Raw genomic sequence first — 15,212 nt, forward strand, 5'->3', positions numbered from 1 at the left:
TTCAGTTTCCGTGCTTAAATTTCTTTAAAACCACTCAGCTTTATCTTCAATTAATTTATTTAGAACTGGTTGCCATTGATTTTGGATACTAATAAAGTTTTTTTGTGGCTTGTCGAAAATGCTTAAACCCTGCATTGCCAAGCTGCCATACGCACTGCGTTCTGCAATCCAGGCAACAGGTTCTTGTTCAATTTTTTCAAAAAACTGTTGAATATCTTTTGAACTAGCACTGTTAGGTTTTACTCGATTTGCAAGCAGTAAAATCTGTACTTTGCCTTTACGAATACGTTTGATGTCCTGTAAATGTTTTAAAAAACGACGCGTGCTGTCTATATCAAAAAAGGAAGGCTGAAGTGGAGTAATAATGGCATGAGCTTCACTAATCAGTTGTTCAGCATGCTCACCTGAAAGTGCACCAGGCGCATCAATAATTAAATAATCCAGATTTTTGGGTGCATCACCAATTGATTTTTCATGACGCCAGTCAAGGCTTTGAATTCTTGCGACAGTATTAGGGCGCTGTTTTAACCACTGTAAAGCCGATTTTTGATTGTCCGAATCTGCTAATGCTACTTTATATCCTTTTTGTGCCAATGCTGTTGCCAACGTAATGGCCGTCATGGTTTTTCCGCATCCGCCCTTTTGATTTGCAATAAGTATCGTTTTCATAAATCCAGTTATTTTCAGCAGCACATTTGTTTATGTTTTATACCTTAGCATCTTTTTGTGTGAAGGAGATGACCGCATTTGACAAAAGTTTAAGCTGTTTCGTTATTTTAGATATGATTAGATCTGTAATCTTAATTCGCACTTTTTAAGGAAAGTTTATGTCTGTATGGCTTGCCATGCTTATTGGTGCTGGAATTGGCATCATTATCACTACTCTTATTTTATCAAACACTCGCAATGGACGAATTAAGGCTGAATATGAGCAATATATTGCTGAACTTGAACTAGAGCATCAACAAGCTCTCACACAAGCACAAAAGAGAAGTGTAAATACAAGCCGTGCGGTGTTGAAAGGAAAAATGGCAGAACAATTTGCCCCGGTTTTACCTGAATTTCAATATTTACCCAGCGATGCAAAATTCATGGGCGATCCTGTGGACTACATTATTTTTGATGGATATACCGATTTTCGCGATGGTGATGGGACAGCAGAAGACATTAATATTATTCTACTCGATGTAAAAAGCGGTGGGGCTAGGCTCACGAAGGGGCAACAGGCGATTGCACAAGCGGTCCAACAAGGTAGAGTTCGTTTTGAAACTTTGAGAATAGATTTTGAAGATTAATAAGCTGTTTAATTCAGCACAAAAAAAGACGAAATTGATCTGTATTGTTACTAAATTTCGGTATTTTTTTCATCGCTTAAAGCTATTATAAATTGAAGATCTATTCACTTTGATCTAGCAATATTTGAGGTGTAACGCGATGAAAAAACAACGTTTGGTGATGGGCTTTTTAGCTGCTATTGGCATGAGTTCAGCATTTGCATCGACCTCAAGTGAATATAATATTGCCAATGGTTTGAATCCCATAGAAAAAGATCAATCTATTTCTGTATTACAACCTTTTCAAGGAAATTTCAGAATATTGGGCTCAAAAGTTTATCAAAATGATGAACAAGCTAAGTTTTCTCCTATCGACTATGCAGTAAGTTGGGGATTGTTTGCACAGCCTGAAATTGCACGTCATATTTCAGTGAAACAATATGACCGTTATTTAAACTGGAAAATTCCTAAATTACCTGTTCCAGCAGAGCAGGCCATGCAAATGGTGTCTAACATGCACATCATTCCTGCGAACCCGAAAATTGCAGAGCAGATTAAACACGTTAAACGTGGTGATCTGGTCTATCTTAAAGGTGACCTTGTCGAAATTAAGGATAAAAATTTAGTCTGGAAATCATCGCTTACGCCAACCGACACAGGCGATGGAGCATGTGAATTGTTCCGCGTTCAGGCAATTCATTGGGTTGAAAAACAAAATATATAATTTGAAAAAAGCCTTCATATTCATGAAGGCTTTTTATAAGCAATTTAATATTTATTTCTGTTGCGATGCTTTCCAATATTTCAATTGATTTTGCGCTTGTAAATAGTCAGCAAGATCGTTGATCTGTTCATCTTTATTGGCTTGCTTATCACTCAAATGTTTTTCTTGGTTTTCCCAATATTGATAAAATAAACCCTGAATGTAACGGCCTTGCTCAGTTTTTAAATCTAAATCTTTTAACATGGTCAGAGAAGAGCGTACATTATCAAGAGTACGTTGTTGCTCAAACTCTGTAGTCAGAGTTCCAGCTTCATGCATTTTTGCTAATTCGCTTTCCATCTCATCACTCATTTCTGTAAAGCGACGGTCATAATCTTCTAATAGCGCAATATCGTGTGCGTCATCAGCAGTGGCAGGGAATGTCTTAACAGGTCTTTCATTTAGTTTTTCTAAAACCTGATCGGTAGACGAGGTGGCAGAAGGTTGCTCCGTCTTAGCAGGCTCATCCGCTTTTTTACAGGCAGTAAGAAATAGGCCAGAGCAAAGCAAAGACATTAATATGATTTGAGGTGTTTTCTTCTTCATAACTTTCAACCAAACCTATTCACTAATTATTTAACGGCTAACGTACTTTTCTGAAAGTGATATGCATACGTAACATATGGAAAATCAATCTGATCTTGAGGACCTAATCCCGTAAAATCATAAACAATTTTTTCAAACTGTGCTTTGAGTTGTAACTGATCTTTTTCAGTCATTGCAGCAATAAAACTCGTAGAGAGTAAACGTTTACTTACGACTTGTTCGACAGGACCATGTTGTGACTGTGTAAATGTTTGTAGGCTATCAAACACGAATAAATCTTGTTGTTCAAACACACGTTCCCACTTTTCACTATGGTAACGTGGCGTGTCTCCTTCAAGTGGGAGTAAAAAATCAGCTAAGGCTTTTACCCAGTCCGTACGTTCATCGCGTTGATTCCAAACGAGTCCTAAATGTCCTTGCGGTTTTAAGACCCTATACATTTCTGTTAAGGTATCTAGGTTATCAAACCAGTGAAAAGATTGCGCACAAATAATGGCATCAATTATATGGTCTGCTACAGGAATTGAATTGCTAAAAGCCTGTAATGTTTTGATATCAGGATAAACTTGTTGGAGCTGCTGTAACATCTCGCCAATTGGCTCAACTGCAATAACATCTGCATGTGTTTGTTTTAAGTAGGGTAAGAATTTGCCAGTACCCGATCCAAGATCAATAACAGTAGAGTTTTCCTGTATTTGTAGGCAATTTTGCAGCCAACTTACTATTTCTGCGGGATAATTGGGTCTAACTTGCTGATATAGTTCAGCAGCTGAACTGAAGCCTTTTTGAGCGGCAGGATGTAAGGATTGTGTCATATTTTGCGCTTTTTAATCTGACTGGCATCTATAAAATAAGATACTCCGCAATCATAAATTGGCAAAACACCTATTTTGTTTCATTTTTGACGTTGTATGTGGGAGTAAATTTTCTTTCGGTGTGAGCATGGATAAGCAAATTATTTTTGAAGACGAACACATTAGAGCCATTTTTTTACCAGGCGATTCTAATACATTGGTTCTCTCTTTTGGCGATTTGATTACCCGAGCGAGTGGCTTATCTATCAATGCTGAAAAGTCCCTAATTAAATACCAATATAATGTTATTGGGGTAATGCCAAAACAAAAATCATGGTTTCCTCAAGCGAGCATGATTGAGCTGGCAAAAGCGATTTCGCCTATTTTAGAAGGCTTTAAAAATATTGTGGGTTATGGCGGTTCAATGGGCGGCTATGCAGCAATTAAATATTCTAATTTATTGAATATGAATCGTGTGATTGCATTTGTGCCTCAATATTCAATTGATCCTGAGCAGGTTGAAGATCGACGCTATGCTGAGTTTTTTGATGCTGTGGCAAATAAAGACATGCAAATCCAGTCGCAAGATGTGGATGCAACACGTGAATACGTGATTGTTTATGACCCTTATTTCTCGATTGATCGTGAACATTATTTAAAAATAAAAGAGCTGTTACCAAGCTTACATACGATTCATTTGCCATTTACTGGTCATGAAGCATTGTCTGTATTGGCAAGTTCAAGCTTATTGCATGATTTTATTGAACATGACTTCGATGAAATCTATTTTTACCAGCGGGTTCGTAAGGTCAAAAAGCAAAGTAAATTTTACTTCCGTAATGTACTTGCGCATGTTCTTACCCATCATGACGAAATGTTGTTAAAAATATTGCGTCAGAACGATTTTCAGCTCGATGAACGTTATTTTGATAACCCTCTTAAACAGGCTATTACGCGTAGCCTGATAAAGAGTAAGCAAGCAACGGAGCTAGACTTTCAAAAGTTGGGTATTAAAATACAGCGAATTCAGGAAGCTGCAAGTTATAAAGAAGGTTTGCAGACCAGCTTTGGTTCAGTTCTGGTATTCAACCTCATTAATTCAAAGTTTGAAAACTATGCGGTAGATACTCTGCTGGTGAATAAATCTTATTTGGTTCCAATTGTGGCTGAACACACAGGTGTAGTGCATATTGAATTAAATAATGAAATTTATTTGTTAGCTATGAATGATCGTAAGATCATTAAATTGTTCAAGAGTGAAGAGCCTTTAACGTCGGATATGAGCCCGTTTGTAGTCAAAAAATATTCTGACTCTTTTTCAATTAGCTATAAGCAACTAAATTTGTCTTGTGATGAACAAGGGTTGTGTGAATTTACAGAAGGTTCAATCCAGCCTACAGAACAATTGACTCCAATTAGCTATTAAAAATTTATAGCGCTTAAATAAAGCTCAAACCTGAAAGTTTGAGCTTTATTTTTTGCTTAAAAAAATTTTTTTATAAACTTATTTGTATATTATTTTAAAACTCATTATTTAAATAAATAGTGTGTTTATTATGTACATATTCTCTGTATTAAAAGCAGCCATGACCAGCCATGTATATAAATATTATATTTGAAAATAAATGGGTTTTTAATATATATAAATTTTGGAAATAATATAAGGTTAATTAAAATACAGTTATAACTATAAAAAATCTTAAATAATTGTTTTTAAATATTATTTGTTTTTAATACAAGAGGCGTGGTTAAAATAAATCCACTCCTTAAAGATAATTGCATATTTATTTTTTTCTCCTAAAATGATTTTTTACTAAATTGTCGTTACAGTTTTTTATATGCAATCATTAAATTATCGGAATAATGATGCATCGCAACATGGAAGTTCTGCACCTTTGAAACGAGCAATGAGTACTCGACATTTGGTGATGATCTCCCTTGGCGGTGCCATAGGTACAGGTCTTTTTTTAGGGTCTGGTGATGTAATTTCCCAAGCAGGCCCAATTGGCGCAATTATTTCTTATTTTTTGGGCGGTTTAATTGCCTATACCGTGATGTTATGTCTTGGTGAGCTGGCGGTCCATGTGCCTGAATCAGGTTCTTTTGGTGAATACGCTCGTCGTTATATCGGTCCGGGTACGGGCTATATGATTACTTGGCTCTATTGGTTAACTTGGACTGCAACTTTAGGAACTGAGTTTACCGCTGCGGCTTTACTGGTTCAGGAGTGGTTTCCTTCTACCTCAGTATGGGCTTGGACTCTTTTTTTTGGTGCCTTAGTTTTTTTCCTTAATATTAGTTCAACTCGATTATTTGCCGAGTCTGAATTTTGGTTAGCACTCGTCAAAGTTATCACCATCATCTGTTTCATTGGGCTTGGGTTACTGGCAATTTTTGGTTTTATTCCTTATCACGGACATGAAACGGCGCCATTGTTTAGCAACTTGACGGCTCACGGTTGGTTTCCAAATGGTCTCTTCCCAATTTTTGCCACCATGCTTATTGTTAACTTTGCTTTTTCCGGTACAGAATTAATTGGAGTAGCGGCTGGGGAGGCGGAAAATCCAGCACAGACAGTTCCTAAAGCAATTAATGCAGCAATTTGGCGATTACTGATTTTCTTTGTGGGTACGATTGTAGTGATTAGTTCATTACTGCCGTATCAACTTGCAGGTCTTAGCGCGAATGAAGTAAGTAATAGTCCTTTTGTGACAGTATTTAATTATATTGGGATTCCTTACGCAGAAGACATTATTCGCTTTGTAATTATTACGGCTTTACTATCTGCTGCAAATTCTGGTTTGTTTGCTGCTTCACGTATGATGTGGTCACTGTCAGCAAAAAATCAATTACCAAAAATCTTTTCTAAACTTACTCCTTCAGGAACACCTATTGTTGCCATTACTGTAACTATGTTTGGTGCAATTCCTGGATTACTTTCAGAACAATTTGCACCAGAAACAATTTTTAAGAATTTATTGGGTGTTGCAGCTTTTACAATGGTTGTGGTTTGGATTGCGATTTGTGTTTCACAATTTAACTTCCGTAGACAATGGTATAAGTCAGGTAAAACAGCAAAAGATTTACGTTTCGCCGCACCTCTTTTCCCTCTTACTCCAATTGTAGGTGGGCTGTTCTGTATCGTTACCTGTATAAGTATGGTGTTTGATCCATCCATGCAAGTTGGTTTTATCTGTTGCATTATTTTTATTCTTCTATGTTATCTAAGTTATTTCGTTTTTTATCGAAACAAAGATGAAGTGCGGAGCTAAGCTTATATGCACACAGAAATGTAGTTTTAGGGCCCCTATATGGGGCCTTTTTTATGGCTGAGAAGAAACTTTGAAAGTAAAATTTATATATTTTTTTTAAAAATGTTTTTTTAATTTTAATCATAGAAACAAATATTGTTTTATGAAATTACCATTTATCGGATTCTTATTAATATTTATTTATTATAACTCATTGATTAAGTCTATGTTTCATCTGATTATTTAATAATGAGAAATTTAGGGTTTTATAGATTATGAATTAGAAATGGACTTAATATAGATTTAATGTAGAGAATACATAATTTTTTGATGAGTTTTTATAGATATCTAATTTTTAAGTTATTGTTATTTATAATTTAAATTTAGATCATTTTTTACATTTATGGTTATTTGTTTTCTATAAAAATTTTTTATCAAAGTTAAGGTTTTTTTAATATTTGTTGTTTTTTTATTATAAGAAACAGTGTGAATTGATTATTTTTTCTCTGCTTATTTATTTTAAAATGTTCTAAATGAGTGCGCTCTATGCTATATTTATTAGAAGATTTTATAGCTATGTTTCGGCTTAATTTTAAGCAGTATCTGTAGAGATAATTAATCTGTAGCATTATTGAACAATGTTTATTTCTAAAAAGACTAATGGAGGGATCTATCGATTAGTCAAAATAATTTTTATGGACACATGGTTTTTCGATAAATCATCGTTCTTTTTAACTCCCAAACGGTTATGTCATTTCTTTTGTACTTATATTTCAGCCGACTGGATTAAGTGGGTTGTGGTTAAACTTTGCTTTTATAAAGATAGCTTTATAAACAGTAAGTTAAACGAAAGAAAGCTTGTAAAAGATATCGATATATAAAAGTAGATCATACTTTTAGTATCAACAAATGGAATTTAAAAAATCTGATGCTTTAGAAGGGCAAAAGATTTAGTAAATAAACTAAGGCATTGTTATTTCAAGGCTTTGGTTGCTGAATAATAAAGACTACAGATTTATCAATTCTGAGTCTATGAAGGTATATAGGAAAAAAGATGTCAGATCTTTCATACGTAAACGAACACAGCGATGCATGGCAAACTTACTTGGCACAAATTGACCGTGTTGCTCCGTACTTAGACCACTTAGCCGAGTTTATCGACACTTTAAAACGTCCAAAACGTGCACTTATTGTAGACGTGCCAATCGTGATGGATGACGGCTCTATTCAGCACTTTGAAGGCTACCGTGTACAACACAACTTGTCTCGTGGTCCTGGTAAAGGTGGTGTTCGTTACCATCCAAATGTTGACTTGAATGAAGTGATGGCGTTGTCTGCGTGGATGACAATTAAAACTGCTGTTTTGAACTTGCCATTTGGCGGTGCGAAAGGTGGTATTCGTGTTGATCCACGTAAATTGTCTAATCGTGAATTAGAGCGTTTGACTCGTCGTTATACGACTGAAATTGGTCACATTATTGGGCCTCAAAAAGATATCCCTGCTCCAGACGTTGGTACAAATGCCAATATCATGGGTTGGATGATGGACACTTATTCTACAAGCCAAGGTTACACAGTAACAGGTGTTGTAACTGGTAAACCAGTTCACTTAGGTGGTTCTTTAGGTCGTGTAAAAGCGACTGGTCGTGGCGTATTTGTTACAGGCCGTGAAGTAGCTGCAAAAATCAATTTACCAATTGAAGGTGCGAAAATCGCTATTCAAGGTTTTGGTAACGTAGGTAGTGAAGCAGCTTTCTTATTTGTTGAATCAAAAGCGAAAGTTACACACGTTCAAGACCACACTGGCACAATTTTCAATGCTGATGGTATTGATCTTGAAGCATTACGTGATCACGTAAATGCAAACCAAGGTGTTGGTGGCTTTGCTGGTGCTCAATCAATTGCTGATGAAGATTTCTGGACAGCTGAAGTTGACATTATTGTTCCTGCTGCATTGGAAGGCCAAATCACTGTTGAACGTGCTCAAAAACTTAAAGCTAAGTTGATTTTAGAAGGTGCAAACGGCCCGACTTATCCTAAAGCTGAAGACGTTTTAGTTGAGCGTGGCATTGTTGTCGTTCCTGACGTTGTATGTAACGCCGGCGGTGTAACTGTAAGTTACTTCGAATGGGTTCAAGACATGGCGAGCTACTTCTGGACTGAAGAAGAAATCAATGAGCGTTTAGACAAATTGATGGTTCAAGCTATGGACGACGTTTGGAATACAGCAAACAGCAACGCTTGTACTTTACGTACAGCAGCTTACATCTTGGCATGTGAGCGTATCTTAAAAGCTCGTAAAGAGCGCGGTATTTTCCCAGGCTAATCTGCGGAAATTACTTTAGAAAAAGTGGTTTGAGCAAATATAAAGGATGTTATAGGGTTTATTTGCTCACTCCCTTTTTCTCAATGATTCAAATTTAAGTGTTATCGAATATATTAAATAAATACTGAGGTAAGCATGGAACAGCCAATTTCTGTAACTCGAAGCAACTTTAACGACTGGATGGTTCCAGTTTTTGCACCGGCAAATTTCATTCCGGTACGTGGTGAAGGTTCACGTATTTGGGATCAAGAAAATAAAGAATATATCGATTTTGCAGGCGGGATTGCAGTAAACGCATTAGGTCATGCGCATCCAGTGGCAGTAAATGCTTTAACAGAACAAGCAACAAAACTTTGGCACGTTGGTAACGGTTATACAAATGAACCTGTTCTACGTCTTGCAAAACAACTCACCGAAAATACATTTGCAGATAAAGTATTCTTCTGTAACTCAGGTGCAGAAGCCAATGAAGCAGCACTCAAACTAGCTCGTAAAGTTGGTTTAGACAGTGGTGTTGAGGGTAAAAGTGGCATCATTGCATTTAACAATGCATTCCACGGCCGTACCTTATTTACCGTTTCAGCAGGTGGTCAACCTAAATATTCACAAGACTTTGCACCACTTCCAAATGGCATTAACCATGTTGCCTTCAATGACTTAGACGCTGCCAAAGCGGTCATTAATGAACAAACATGTGCCGTGATTGTTGAGCCAATCCAAGGTGAAGGCGGCGTTATTCCTGCTGATATCGAATTTTTAAAAGGTTTACGTGCACTATGCGATGAGTTCGGTGCTTTACTAATTTTTGATGAAGTACAAACGGGTGTAGGCCGTACAGGTGCACTTTATGCCTACATGAACTCTGGTGTTATTCCAGATGTGTTAACCACTGCAAAAGCGCTAGGTGGCGGTTTCCCAGTTGGTGCAATGCTAACAACAGATAAGTTTGCTCCGCATTTTTCAGTGGGTACACATGGTACGACTTATGGTGGTAACCCGCTAGCAAGTGCGGTTGCGGGTGCAGTATTTGAATTTATTAATACGCCTGAAGTACTTGAGGGTGTGAAACATCGTCATCAATATTTCCTCGATGCACTAAATGCATTAAACGCTGAACATCAGATTTTTCAAGAAATTCGTGGCCAAGGCTTACTGATTGGTTGTGAATTAAAAGCTGAATATGCAGGGAAAGCGAAAGATATTACGACTTGGGCAGGTGAAGAAGGTTTACTTGCTTTAATTGCAGGCCCGAATGTAGTTCGTTTTACACCGTCTCTGATTATTCCTGAACAAGATATTGATGAAGGGATTGCTCGTTTAAAACGTGCATTGGCAAAGTTGGCTAAATAAAAAAAAGGAAAGCTAGCCATGATGATCGTCCGTCATGCCGAGTTTCGAGACCTTGAAGATATTTATAAATTAGCGGGTAAGTCGGGTGTAGGCCTGACTTCCTTGCCACAAAATATGGATACACTTTCGGCTCGAATTTCACGTACTCGCAATACTTTAAATGGCAATGTCCATAAAAGTGAACAAGGCTATCTGTTTGTTCTTGAAGATACAGAAGCACAACGTGTTATTGGATTAAGTGCAATTGAAGTCGCTGTAGGGCTCATTGAACCTTGGTACAACTTTCATGTTGGTACTCAGGTGCACGCTTCAAAAGCATTAAATGTTTATAAGTCACTACCTACTTTATTTTTAAGTAATGACAGAACAGGTAGTAGCGAACTCTGTACATTATTTTTAGATCCAGAGCGTCGTGAAAATCAAAACGGTAAATTCTTATCGAAAATCCGTTTTATGTTTATTGCTGCCTTTAAACAATATTTCGAGAAAAAATTAATTGCTGAAATGCGTGGTTTCTCAGACGAAAATGGATGTTCTCCATTTTGGGACGCGATTGGTCACCATTTCTTTAATATGGATTTCTCAACAGCAGACTATTTGAGTGGAATCGGGCAAAAAGTATTTATTGCAGAGCTTATGCCACGTTTTCCGGTCTATGTAGATCTCTTGCCAAAAGATGCGCAAGAGGTGATTGGAAAAATGCATCCACAAACATTGCCTGCTTATCATGTGCTTGAGTCGGAAGGCTTACGTTATCAAGGATATGTCGATATTTTTGATGCGGGTCCAACGATTGAAGCCAATATTGATGAGTTGCGTGCAGTAAAAGAAAGTCAATTATTAAACGTCAAAATTACAAGTGAAGCTGTGGTCGGTAAGACCCAATATCTCATTGCTAATGATAATTATCATGACTATAAGGCAATGTTGTTGAAGCTTGATCTTGTTGATAACACTATAAATTTAACGCATGAACAAGCTGAAAAACTCGGTGTACAAGAAGGTCACGTTGTTCGTGTGTTATCACTAAATCCAATGGAAGTATCCTGATGTCAAACTCTTTATTTATTAACGGTGTATGGTTACAAGGCAACGGCACAACATTTGAAAAGACAAATCCAGTTGATAACCAAACTGTATGGTCAGGTGCAGAAGCAACTGCTGCTGATGTAGAGCAAGCGTGTCAGGCAGCGCGTACTGCATTTCCAGCATGGGCACGTTTACCACTTGCAGAGCGTGTAGCAATTGTTGAAAAATTTGCGGCTTTGCTTGAAGAAAATAAAAAGCATTTAGCAGAAGTCATTAGCCAAGAAACCAGCAAGCCATTTTGGGAAACCTTAACTGAAGTTCAGTCAATGATTGGTAAGGTTGCGATTTCAATTCGTGCTTATCATCAGCGTACAGGCGAAAGCTCAACTGAAATGGCCGATGGCGTAGCCTCTTTACGTCACCGTCCGCATGGTGTGCTTGCAGTTTTTGGTCCATATAACTTCCCGGGTCATTTACCAAATGGGCATATTGTTCCAGCCTTGCTTGCTGGTAACACAATTGTATTTAAACCAAGTGAATTAACGCCTTGGACTGCTGAAGAAACTGTCAAACTTTGGCAGCAAGCTGGCCTACCAAATGGTGTGATGAACTTAGTTCAAGGTGGTCGTACCACCGGCGAAGCATTAGCTGCTTCACATGAAATTGATGGTTTATTGTTTACCGGAAGTGCAAACACCGGTTACCACTTGCATAAGCAAATGGCAGGTGCACCTGAAAAAATTCTTGCACTTGAAATGGGCGGCAATAATGCATTGATTATTGATGAAATTGTTGATGTCGATGCAGTAGTGAATCTTGCTATTCAATCTGCTTTTGTTTCGGCAGGTCAGCGTTGTACATGTGCACGTCGCATCTTGGTGAAAAATGGTGCTGAAGGTGATGCATTTATTCAACGTTTTGTTGAAGTTGCTAAAAACCTAAAAGTTGGTCGTTGGAATGATGAACAACAACCATTTATGGGTGGCGTTATCTCGTCGGTTGCTGCAACAAACATGATGAATGCTCAACAAAAGTTACTTGAACTTGGTGCAAAAAGTTTATTACCAATGACGCGTCCACAACAAGACAGCTCATTACTCACTCCGGGTATTGTTGATGTTACAGGTGTGAAAGATATTCCGGATGAAGAATATTTTGGTCCGCTTACGACAATTCAGCGTTATGACAACTTTGAAGAAGCATTAAAAATTGCTAACGCAACTCGTTTTGGCTTGTCGGTTGGTTTGGTTTCTCCAAAGCGTGAACTGTTTGATGACTTACTCATTGAAGCGCGTGCAGGTATTGTGAATTGGAATAAGCCATTAACTGGTGCTTCAAGTGCTGCACCATTTGGTGGTGTAGGGGCTTCAGGTAATCACCGCGCGAGTGCTTTTTACGCTGCTGACTATTGTGCTTGGCCGATGGCATCACTTGAAAGTGACAGCTTAACCTTGCCAGAAAAATTATCTCCAGGGATTGTGTTGCCTTAAACACTAGGGAAAGAAAAAAATGAAAGGATATGAAGTAAATTTCGATGGTTTAGTGGGGCCAACGCATCACTATGCGGGGTTGTCTTTTGGTAATGAAGCATCGACGAAAAACCGTAATAATACCTCGAACCCAAAATTAGCAGCCAAACAAGGTTTGCTAAAGATGAAAGCCTTAGCTGACATGGGAATGAAACAAGGTGTGCTTGTCCCGCATGAGCGCCCACATGTTCCAATGTTACGTCGTTTAGGTTTTACGGGAGATGACATTAGTGTTATTGCTCAAGCAATGCGTCATTCACCAGAACTATTATCATCTTTAAGCTCAGCTTCACCGATGTGGACTGCAAATGCAGCAACTGTTTCACCTTCGGCAGATAGCCAAGACGAACGAGTGCATTTTACCGCAGCAAATCTGAACAATAAGTTTCACCGTTCAATTGAAGCCGAAACTACAAGCCAAGTTTTACAAGCGATCTTTAAAAATGAACGTCACTTTGTTCATCATGAGGCTTTGCCACAAGTGGCTTTGTTTGGTGATGAAGGAGCAGCAAATCACAATCGTTTAGGTGGTGATTATGCTAAGCGCGGTGTTCAAGTTTTTGTTTATGGCCAGCAACATTTAAATAATGGCTTACCGGGACCAAAACGCTATCCAGCTCGTCAGACACGTGAGGCGAGTGAAGCAATTGCACGTTTGCACCGTTTGGATGATGCACATACAGTTTTTGTTCAGCAAAATCCGGATGTAATTGATCAGGGTGTATTCCATAACGATGTGATCGCGGTAAGTAACCAACAGGTTTTATTCCATCATCAACATGCATTCTTAAATCAAGATCAGGCTTTTGCTGAAATTCGTCAAAAAATGGCAAGCATCGGTGAAGATTTTATCTCGATCGAAGTTCCTGAAAACCGTGTTACGGTTGACGATGCTGTAGCGACCTATTTATTTAATAGCCAGATTTTGACTCGTCCAGATGGTGGAATGACTATTGTTGTACCAGAAGAGTCTCGTCAAAATGCAGCAGTGTGGGGCTATTTGAACGATATGATTCAAATGGGTACACCAATTGATGCTATTCAGGTATATGACTTACGTGAAAGTATGCGTAATGGTGGTGGTCCGGCTTGCTTACGTTTACGTGTAGCTTTAAACGAAACTGAGTTAAATGCTGTAAATCCAAAAGTACTCATGAATGATCAATTGTTTGGCACACTCAATCAATGGGTAGATAAACATTATCGTGATCGTTTAGCACAAGAAGATTTAGCTGATCCGCATTTGTTAATGGAAAGCCGTATGGCGCTCGACGAACTGACCAAAATTTTAGGTTTGGGTTCGGTTTATCCTTTCCAAAAATAGTGAGGAGGTGGCATGCAGGATTTTCTAGCATTAACCTTACAAGGTGAGCAGCCTAAAACCCGCGAAGGAAAACAAGATAATTTTTCTTGGCGTTGGTTGGGTGAAGGACTTCTTGAATGTACGCCAAACGCACAGTACGACAAAGCCGTCGTACTGTCAGCTGGAGTACATGGCAATGAAACAGCACCAATTGAATTGTTATCTCGTCTTTGCACAGATTTATTTGCAGGACGTTTAAACCTTGCTGTGAGGTTGCTGTTTGTATTGGGTAACCCCTATGCAATGCGTCAAGGCAAACGCTATGTATATGATGATGTAAATCGAATGTTTTGTGGTGGATATAAAAATCTACCCGTGACTGAAGAATCAAAGCGTGCTGAGGTTTTAGAGCAAGTTGTCACGACTTTCTTTCAGGAAAGCTCAAGTGAGGCTAAACGCTATCACTATGATTTGCACACCGCAATTCGTGCTTCTTTATTGCCTACTTTTGCTTTATTTCCATACCAAACGCATGCTTATGATGCAGGTTTGAAAGCGAGCCTTGAAGCAGCTGATTTAGATGCTTTGGTTTATCACAATGCGGTCGGTAAAACATTTACACATTTTACGAGTGAAAATTTTAAAGCTGCGAGTGCAACTTTAGAGTTGGGCAAAGCCTTGCCATTTGGACAAAATGACTTGAGCCAGTTTGCTGCAATTGACGAAGTCATTCGTAATGTAGTTTCTGAACAAGCATTACCACCACGCAATAAAACAAAAATTCGGGTCTTTAATGTATCGGATTCTTTAATTAAAAAAGATGAAGATTTTCAGATGAATTTATCGGCTGAGGCCCCAAATTTTTCAACTTTTACCAAGGGTGAAATCATTGCGACTCAGCCTTCTGGTAATTATGTGGTTGAGCAAGATCAGGTCTGGATTTTATTTCCAAATCCAAATGTGAAGCTTGGTTTGCGTGCGGGTTTAGTTTTAACTGAAATAAACTGAATCATTGATTTTAGAGAAATAAAAAAGGGCAATTGATTG

13 protein-coding genes are annotated in these 15,212 nt (G+C 38.1%); 10 read left to right on the top strand and 3 right to left on the bottom strand.

Translation table 11 applies throughout. From position 1 onward, the window contains the following. Nucleotides 1-24: 24 nt before the first annotated feature. Nucleotides 25-669, bottom strand: a complete 645-nt coding sequence (locus KTI78_RS11600) for a ParA family protein (RefSeq protein WP_262446187.1) — start codon at nucleotides 667-669, stop codon at nucleotides 25-27. A gap of 158 nt (nucleotides 670-827) precedes the next feature. Between KTI78_RS11600 and KTI78_RS11605 the strand changes: the two genes are divergently transcribed. Next, nucleotides 828-1,295, top strand: a complete 468-nt coding sequence (locus KTI78_RS11605; RefSeq protein ID WP_016142921.1) for a Holliday junction resolvase-like protein — start codon at nucleotides 828-830, stop codon at nucleotides 1,293-1,295. Between the two features lie 139 nt (nucleotides 1,296-1,434). Further along, nucleotides 1,435-1,998, top strand: coding sequence for a hypothetical protein (locus KTI78_RS11610; RefSeq protein WP_262446188.1), 564 nt, complete (start codon nucleotides 1,435-1,437; stop codon nucleotides 1,996-1,998). A 51-nt stretch (nucleotides 1,999-2,049) separates the two neighbouring features. On the opposite strand, the gene KTI78_RS11615 is transcribed toward KTI78_RS11610, so the two are convergent. Next, nucleotides 2,050-2,583, bottom strand: coding sequence for a hypothetical protein (locus KTI78_RS11615; protein ID WP_262446190.1), 534 nt, complete (start codon nucleotides 2,581-2,583; stop codon nucleotides 2,050-2,052). Between the two features lie 26 nt (nucleotides 2,584-2,609). Continuing rightward, nucleotides 2,610-3,398, bottom strand: coding sequence for a class I SAM-dependent methyltransferase (locus KTI78_RS11620; protein WP_262446191.1), 789 nt, complete (start codon nucleotides 3,396-3,398; stop codon nucleotides 2,610-2,612). Between the two features lie 127 nt (nucleotides 3,399-3,525). Here KTI78_RS11620 and KTI78_RS11625 point away from each other — a divergent pair, with 127 nt between their 5' ends. From KTI78_RS11625 to astE, 8 genes are all read left to right on the top strand, one after another. Continuing rightward, on the top strand, nucleotides 3,526-4,803 hold the full coding sequence (locus KTI78_RS11625; protein ID WP_262446193.1) for a hypothetical protein: 1,278 nt from the start codon (nucleotides 3,526-3,528) through the stop codon (nucleotides 4,801-4,803). A 412-nt stretch (nucleotides 4,804-5,215) separates the two neighbouring features. Beyond that, nucleotides 5,216-6,649, top strand: a complete 1,434-nt coding sequence (locus tag KTI78_RS11630) for an amino acid permease (RefSeq protein ID WP_016142926.1) — start codon at nucleotides 5,216-5,218, stop codon at nucleotides 6,647-6,649. A 1,033-nt stretch (nucleotides 6,650-7,682) separates the two neighbouring features. Then, nucleotides 7,683-8,954: a Glu/Leu/Phe/Val family dehydrogenase gene (locus tag KTI78_RS11635; protein WP_032054674.1), complete on the top strand. Its 1,272-nt coding sequence runs from the start codon at nucleotides 7,683-7,685 to the stop codon at nucleotides 8,952-8,954. A 135-nt stretch (nucleotides 8,955-9,089) separates the two neighbouring features. Continuing rightward, nucleotides 9,090-10,304, top strand: coding sequence for an aspartate aminotransferase family protein (locus tag KTI78_RS11640; protein ID WP_262446195.1), 1,215 nt, complete (start codon nucleotides 9,090-9,092; stop codon nucleotides 10,302-10,304). 18 nt (nucleotides 10,305-10,322) lie between these two features. After that, complete coding sequence (astA, locus tag KTI78_RS11645) at nucleotides 10,323-11,354, top strand: arginine N-succinyltransferase (protein ID WP_032052634.1); 1,032 nt, start codon at nucleotides 10,323-10,325, stop codon at nucleotides 11,352-11,354. Beyond that, a complete protein-coding gene (gene astD, locus KTI78_RS11650; protein WP_224993413.1) occupies nucleotides 11,354-12,823 on the top strand; it encodes a succinylglutamate-semialdehyde dehydrogenase in 1,470 nt (489 codons plus the stop codon). The genes astA and astD overlap by 1 nt, the downstream gene beginning before the upstream one ends. A 19-nt stretch (nucleotides 12,824-12,842) precedes the next feature. Further along, a complete protein-coding gene (astB, locus tag KTI78_RS11655) occupies nucleotides 12,843-14,186 on the top strand; it encodes an N-succinylarginine dihydrolase (RefSeq protein WP_016142931.1) in 1,344 nt (447 codons plus the stop codon). Between the two features lie 12 nt (nucleotides 14,187-14,198). Next, a complete protein-coding gene (astE, locus tag KTI78_RS11660; RefSeq protein WP_224993415.1) occupies nucleotides 14,199-15,173 on the top strand; it encodes a succinylglutamate desuccinylase in 975 nt (324 codons plus the stop codon). Nucleotides 15,174-15,212 lie beyond the last annotated feature (39 nt).

The sequence above is a fragment of the Acinetobacter sp. WU_MDCI_Abxe161 genome (genome assembly GCF_025514355.1).
Lineage (GTDB): Bacteria > Pseudomonadota > Gammaproteobacteria > Pseudomonadales > Moraxellaceae > Acinetobacter > Acinetobacter pittii_E.

Bases quoted from the DNA above. Each gene is read 5' to 3' on its own strand.
- KTI78_RS11630 (WP_016142926.1), top strand. From the start codon at position 5,216: ATGCAATCATTAAATTATCGGAATAATGATGCATCGCAACATGGAAGT.
- KTI78_RS11600 (WP_262446187.1), bottom strand. From the start codon at position 669: ATGAAAACGATACTTATTGCAAATCAAAAGGGCGGATGCGGAAAAACC.
- astA (WP_032052634.1), top strand. From the start codon at position 10,323: ATGATGATCGTCCGTCATGCCGAGTTTCGAGACCTTGAAGATATTTAT.
- KTI78_RS11605 (WP_016142921.1), top strand. From the start codon at position 828: ATGTCTGTATGGCTTGCCATGCTTATTGGTGCTGGAATTGGCATCATT.
- astD (WP_224993413.1), top strand. From the start codon at position 11,354: ATGTCAAACTCTTTATTTATTAACGGTGTATGGTTACAAGGCAACGGC.
- KTI78_RS11620 (WP_262446191.1), bottom strand. From the start codon at position 3,398: ATGACACAATCCTTACATCCTGCCGCTCAAAAAGGCTTCAGTTCAGCT.
- astE (WP_224993415.1), top strand. From the start codon at position 14,199: ATGCAGGATTTTCTAGCATTAACCTTACAAGGTGAGCAGCCTAAAACC.
- KTI78_RS11615 (WP_262446190.1), bottom strand. From the start codon at position 2,583: ATGAAGAAGAAAACACCTCAAATCATATTAATGTCTTTGCTTTGCTCT.
- KTI78_RS11625 (WP_262446193.1), top strand. From the start codon at position 3,526: ATGGATAAGCAAATTATTTTTGAAGACGAACACATTAGAGCCATTTTT.
- KTI78_RS11635 (WP_032054674.1), top strand. From the start codon at position 7,683: ATGTCAGATCTTTCATACGTAAACGAACACAGCGATGCATGGCAAACT.
- KTI78_RS11640 (WP_262446195.1), top strand. From the start codon at position 9,090: ATGGAACAGCCAATTTCTGTAACTCGAAGCAACTTTAACGACTGGATG.
- KTI78_RS11610 (WP_262446188.1), top strand. From the start codon at position 1,435: ATGAAAAAACAACGTTTGGTGATGGGCTTTTTAGCTGCTATTGGCATG.
- astB (WP_016142931.1), top strand. From the start codon at position 12,843: ATGAAAGGATATGAAGTAAATTTCGATGGTTTAGTGGGGCCAACGCAT.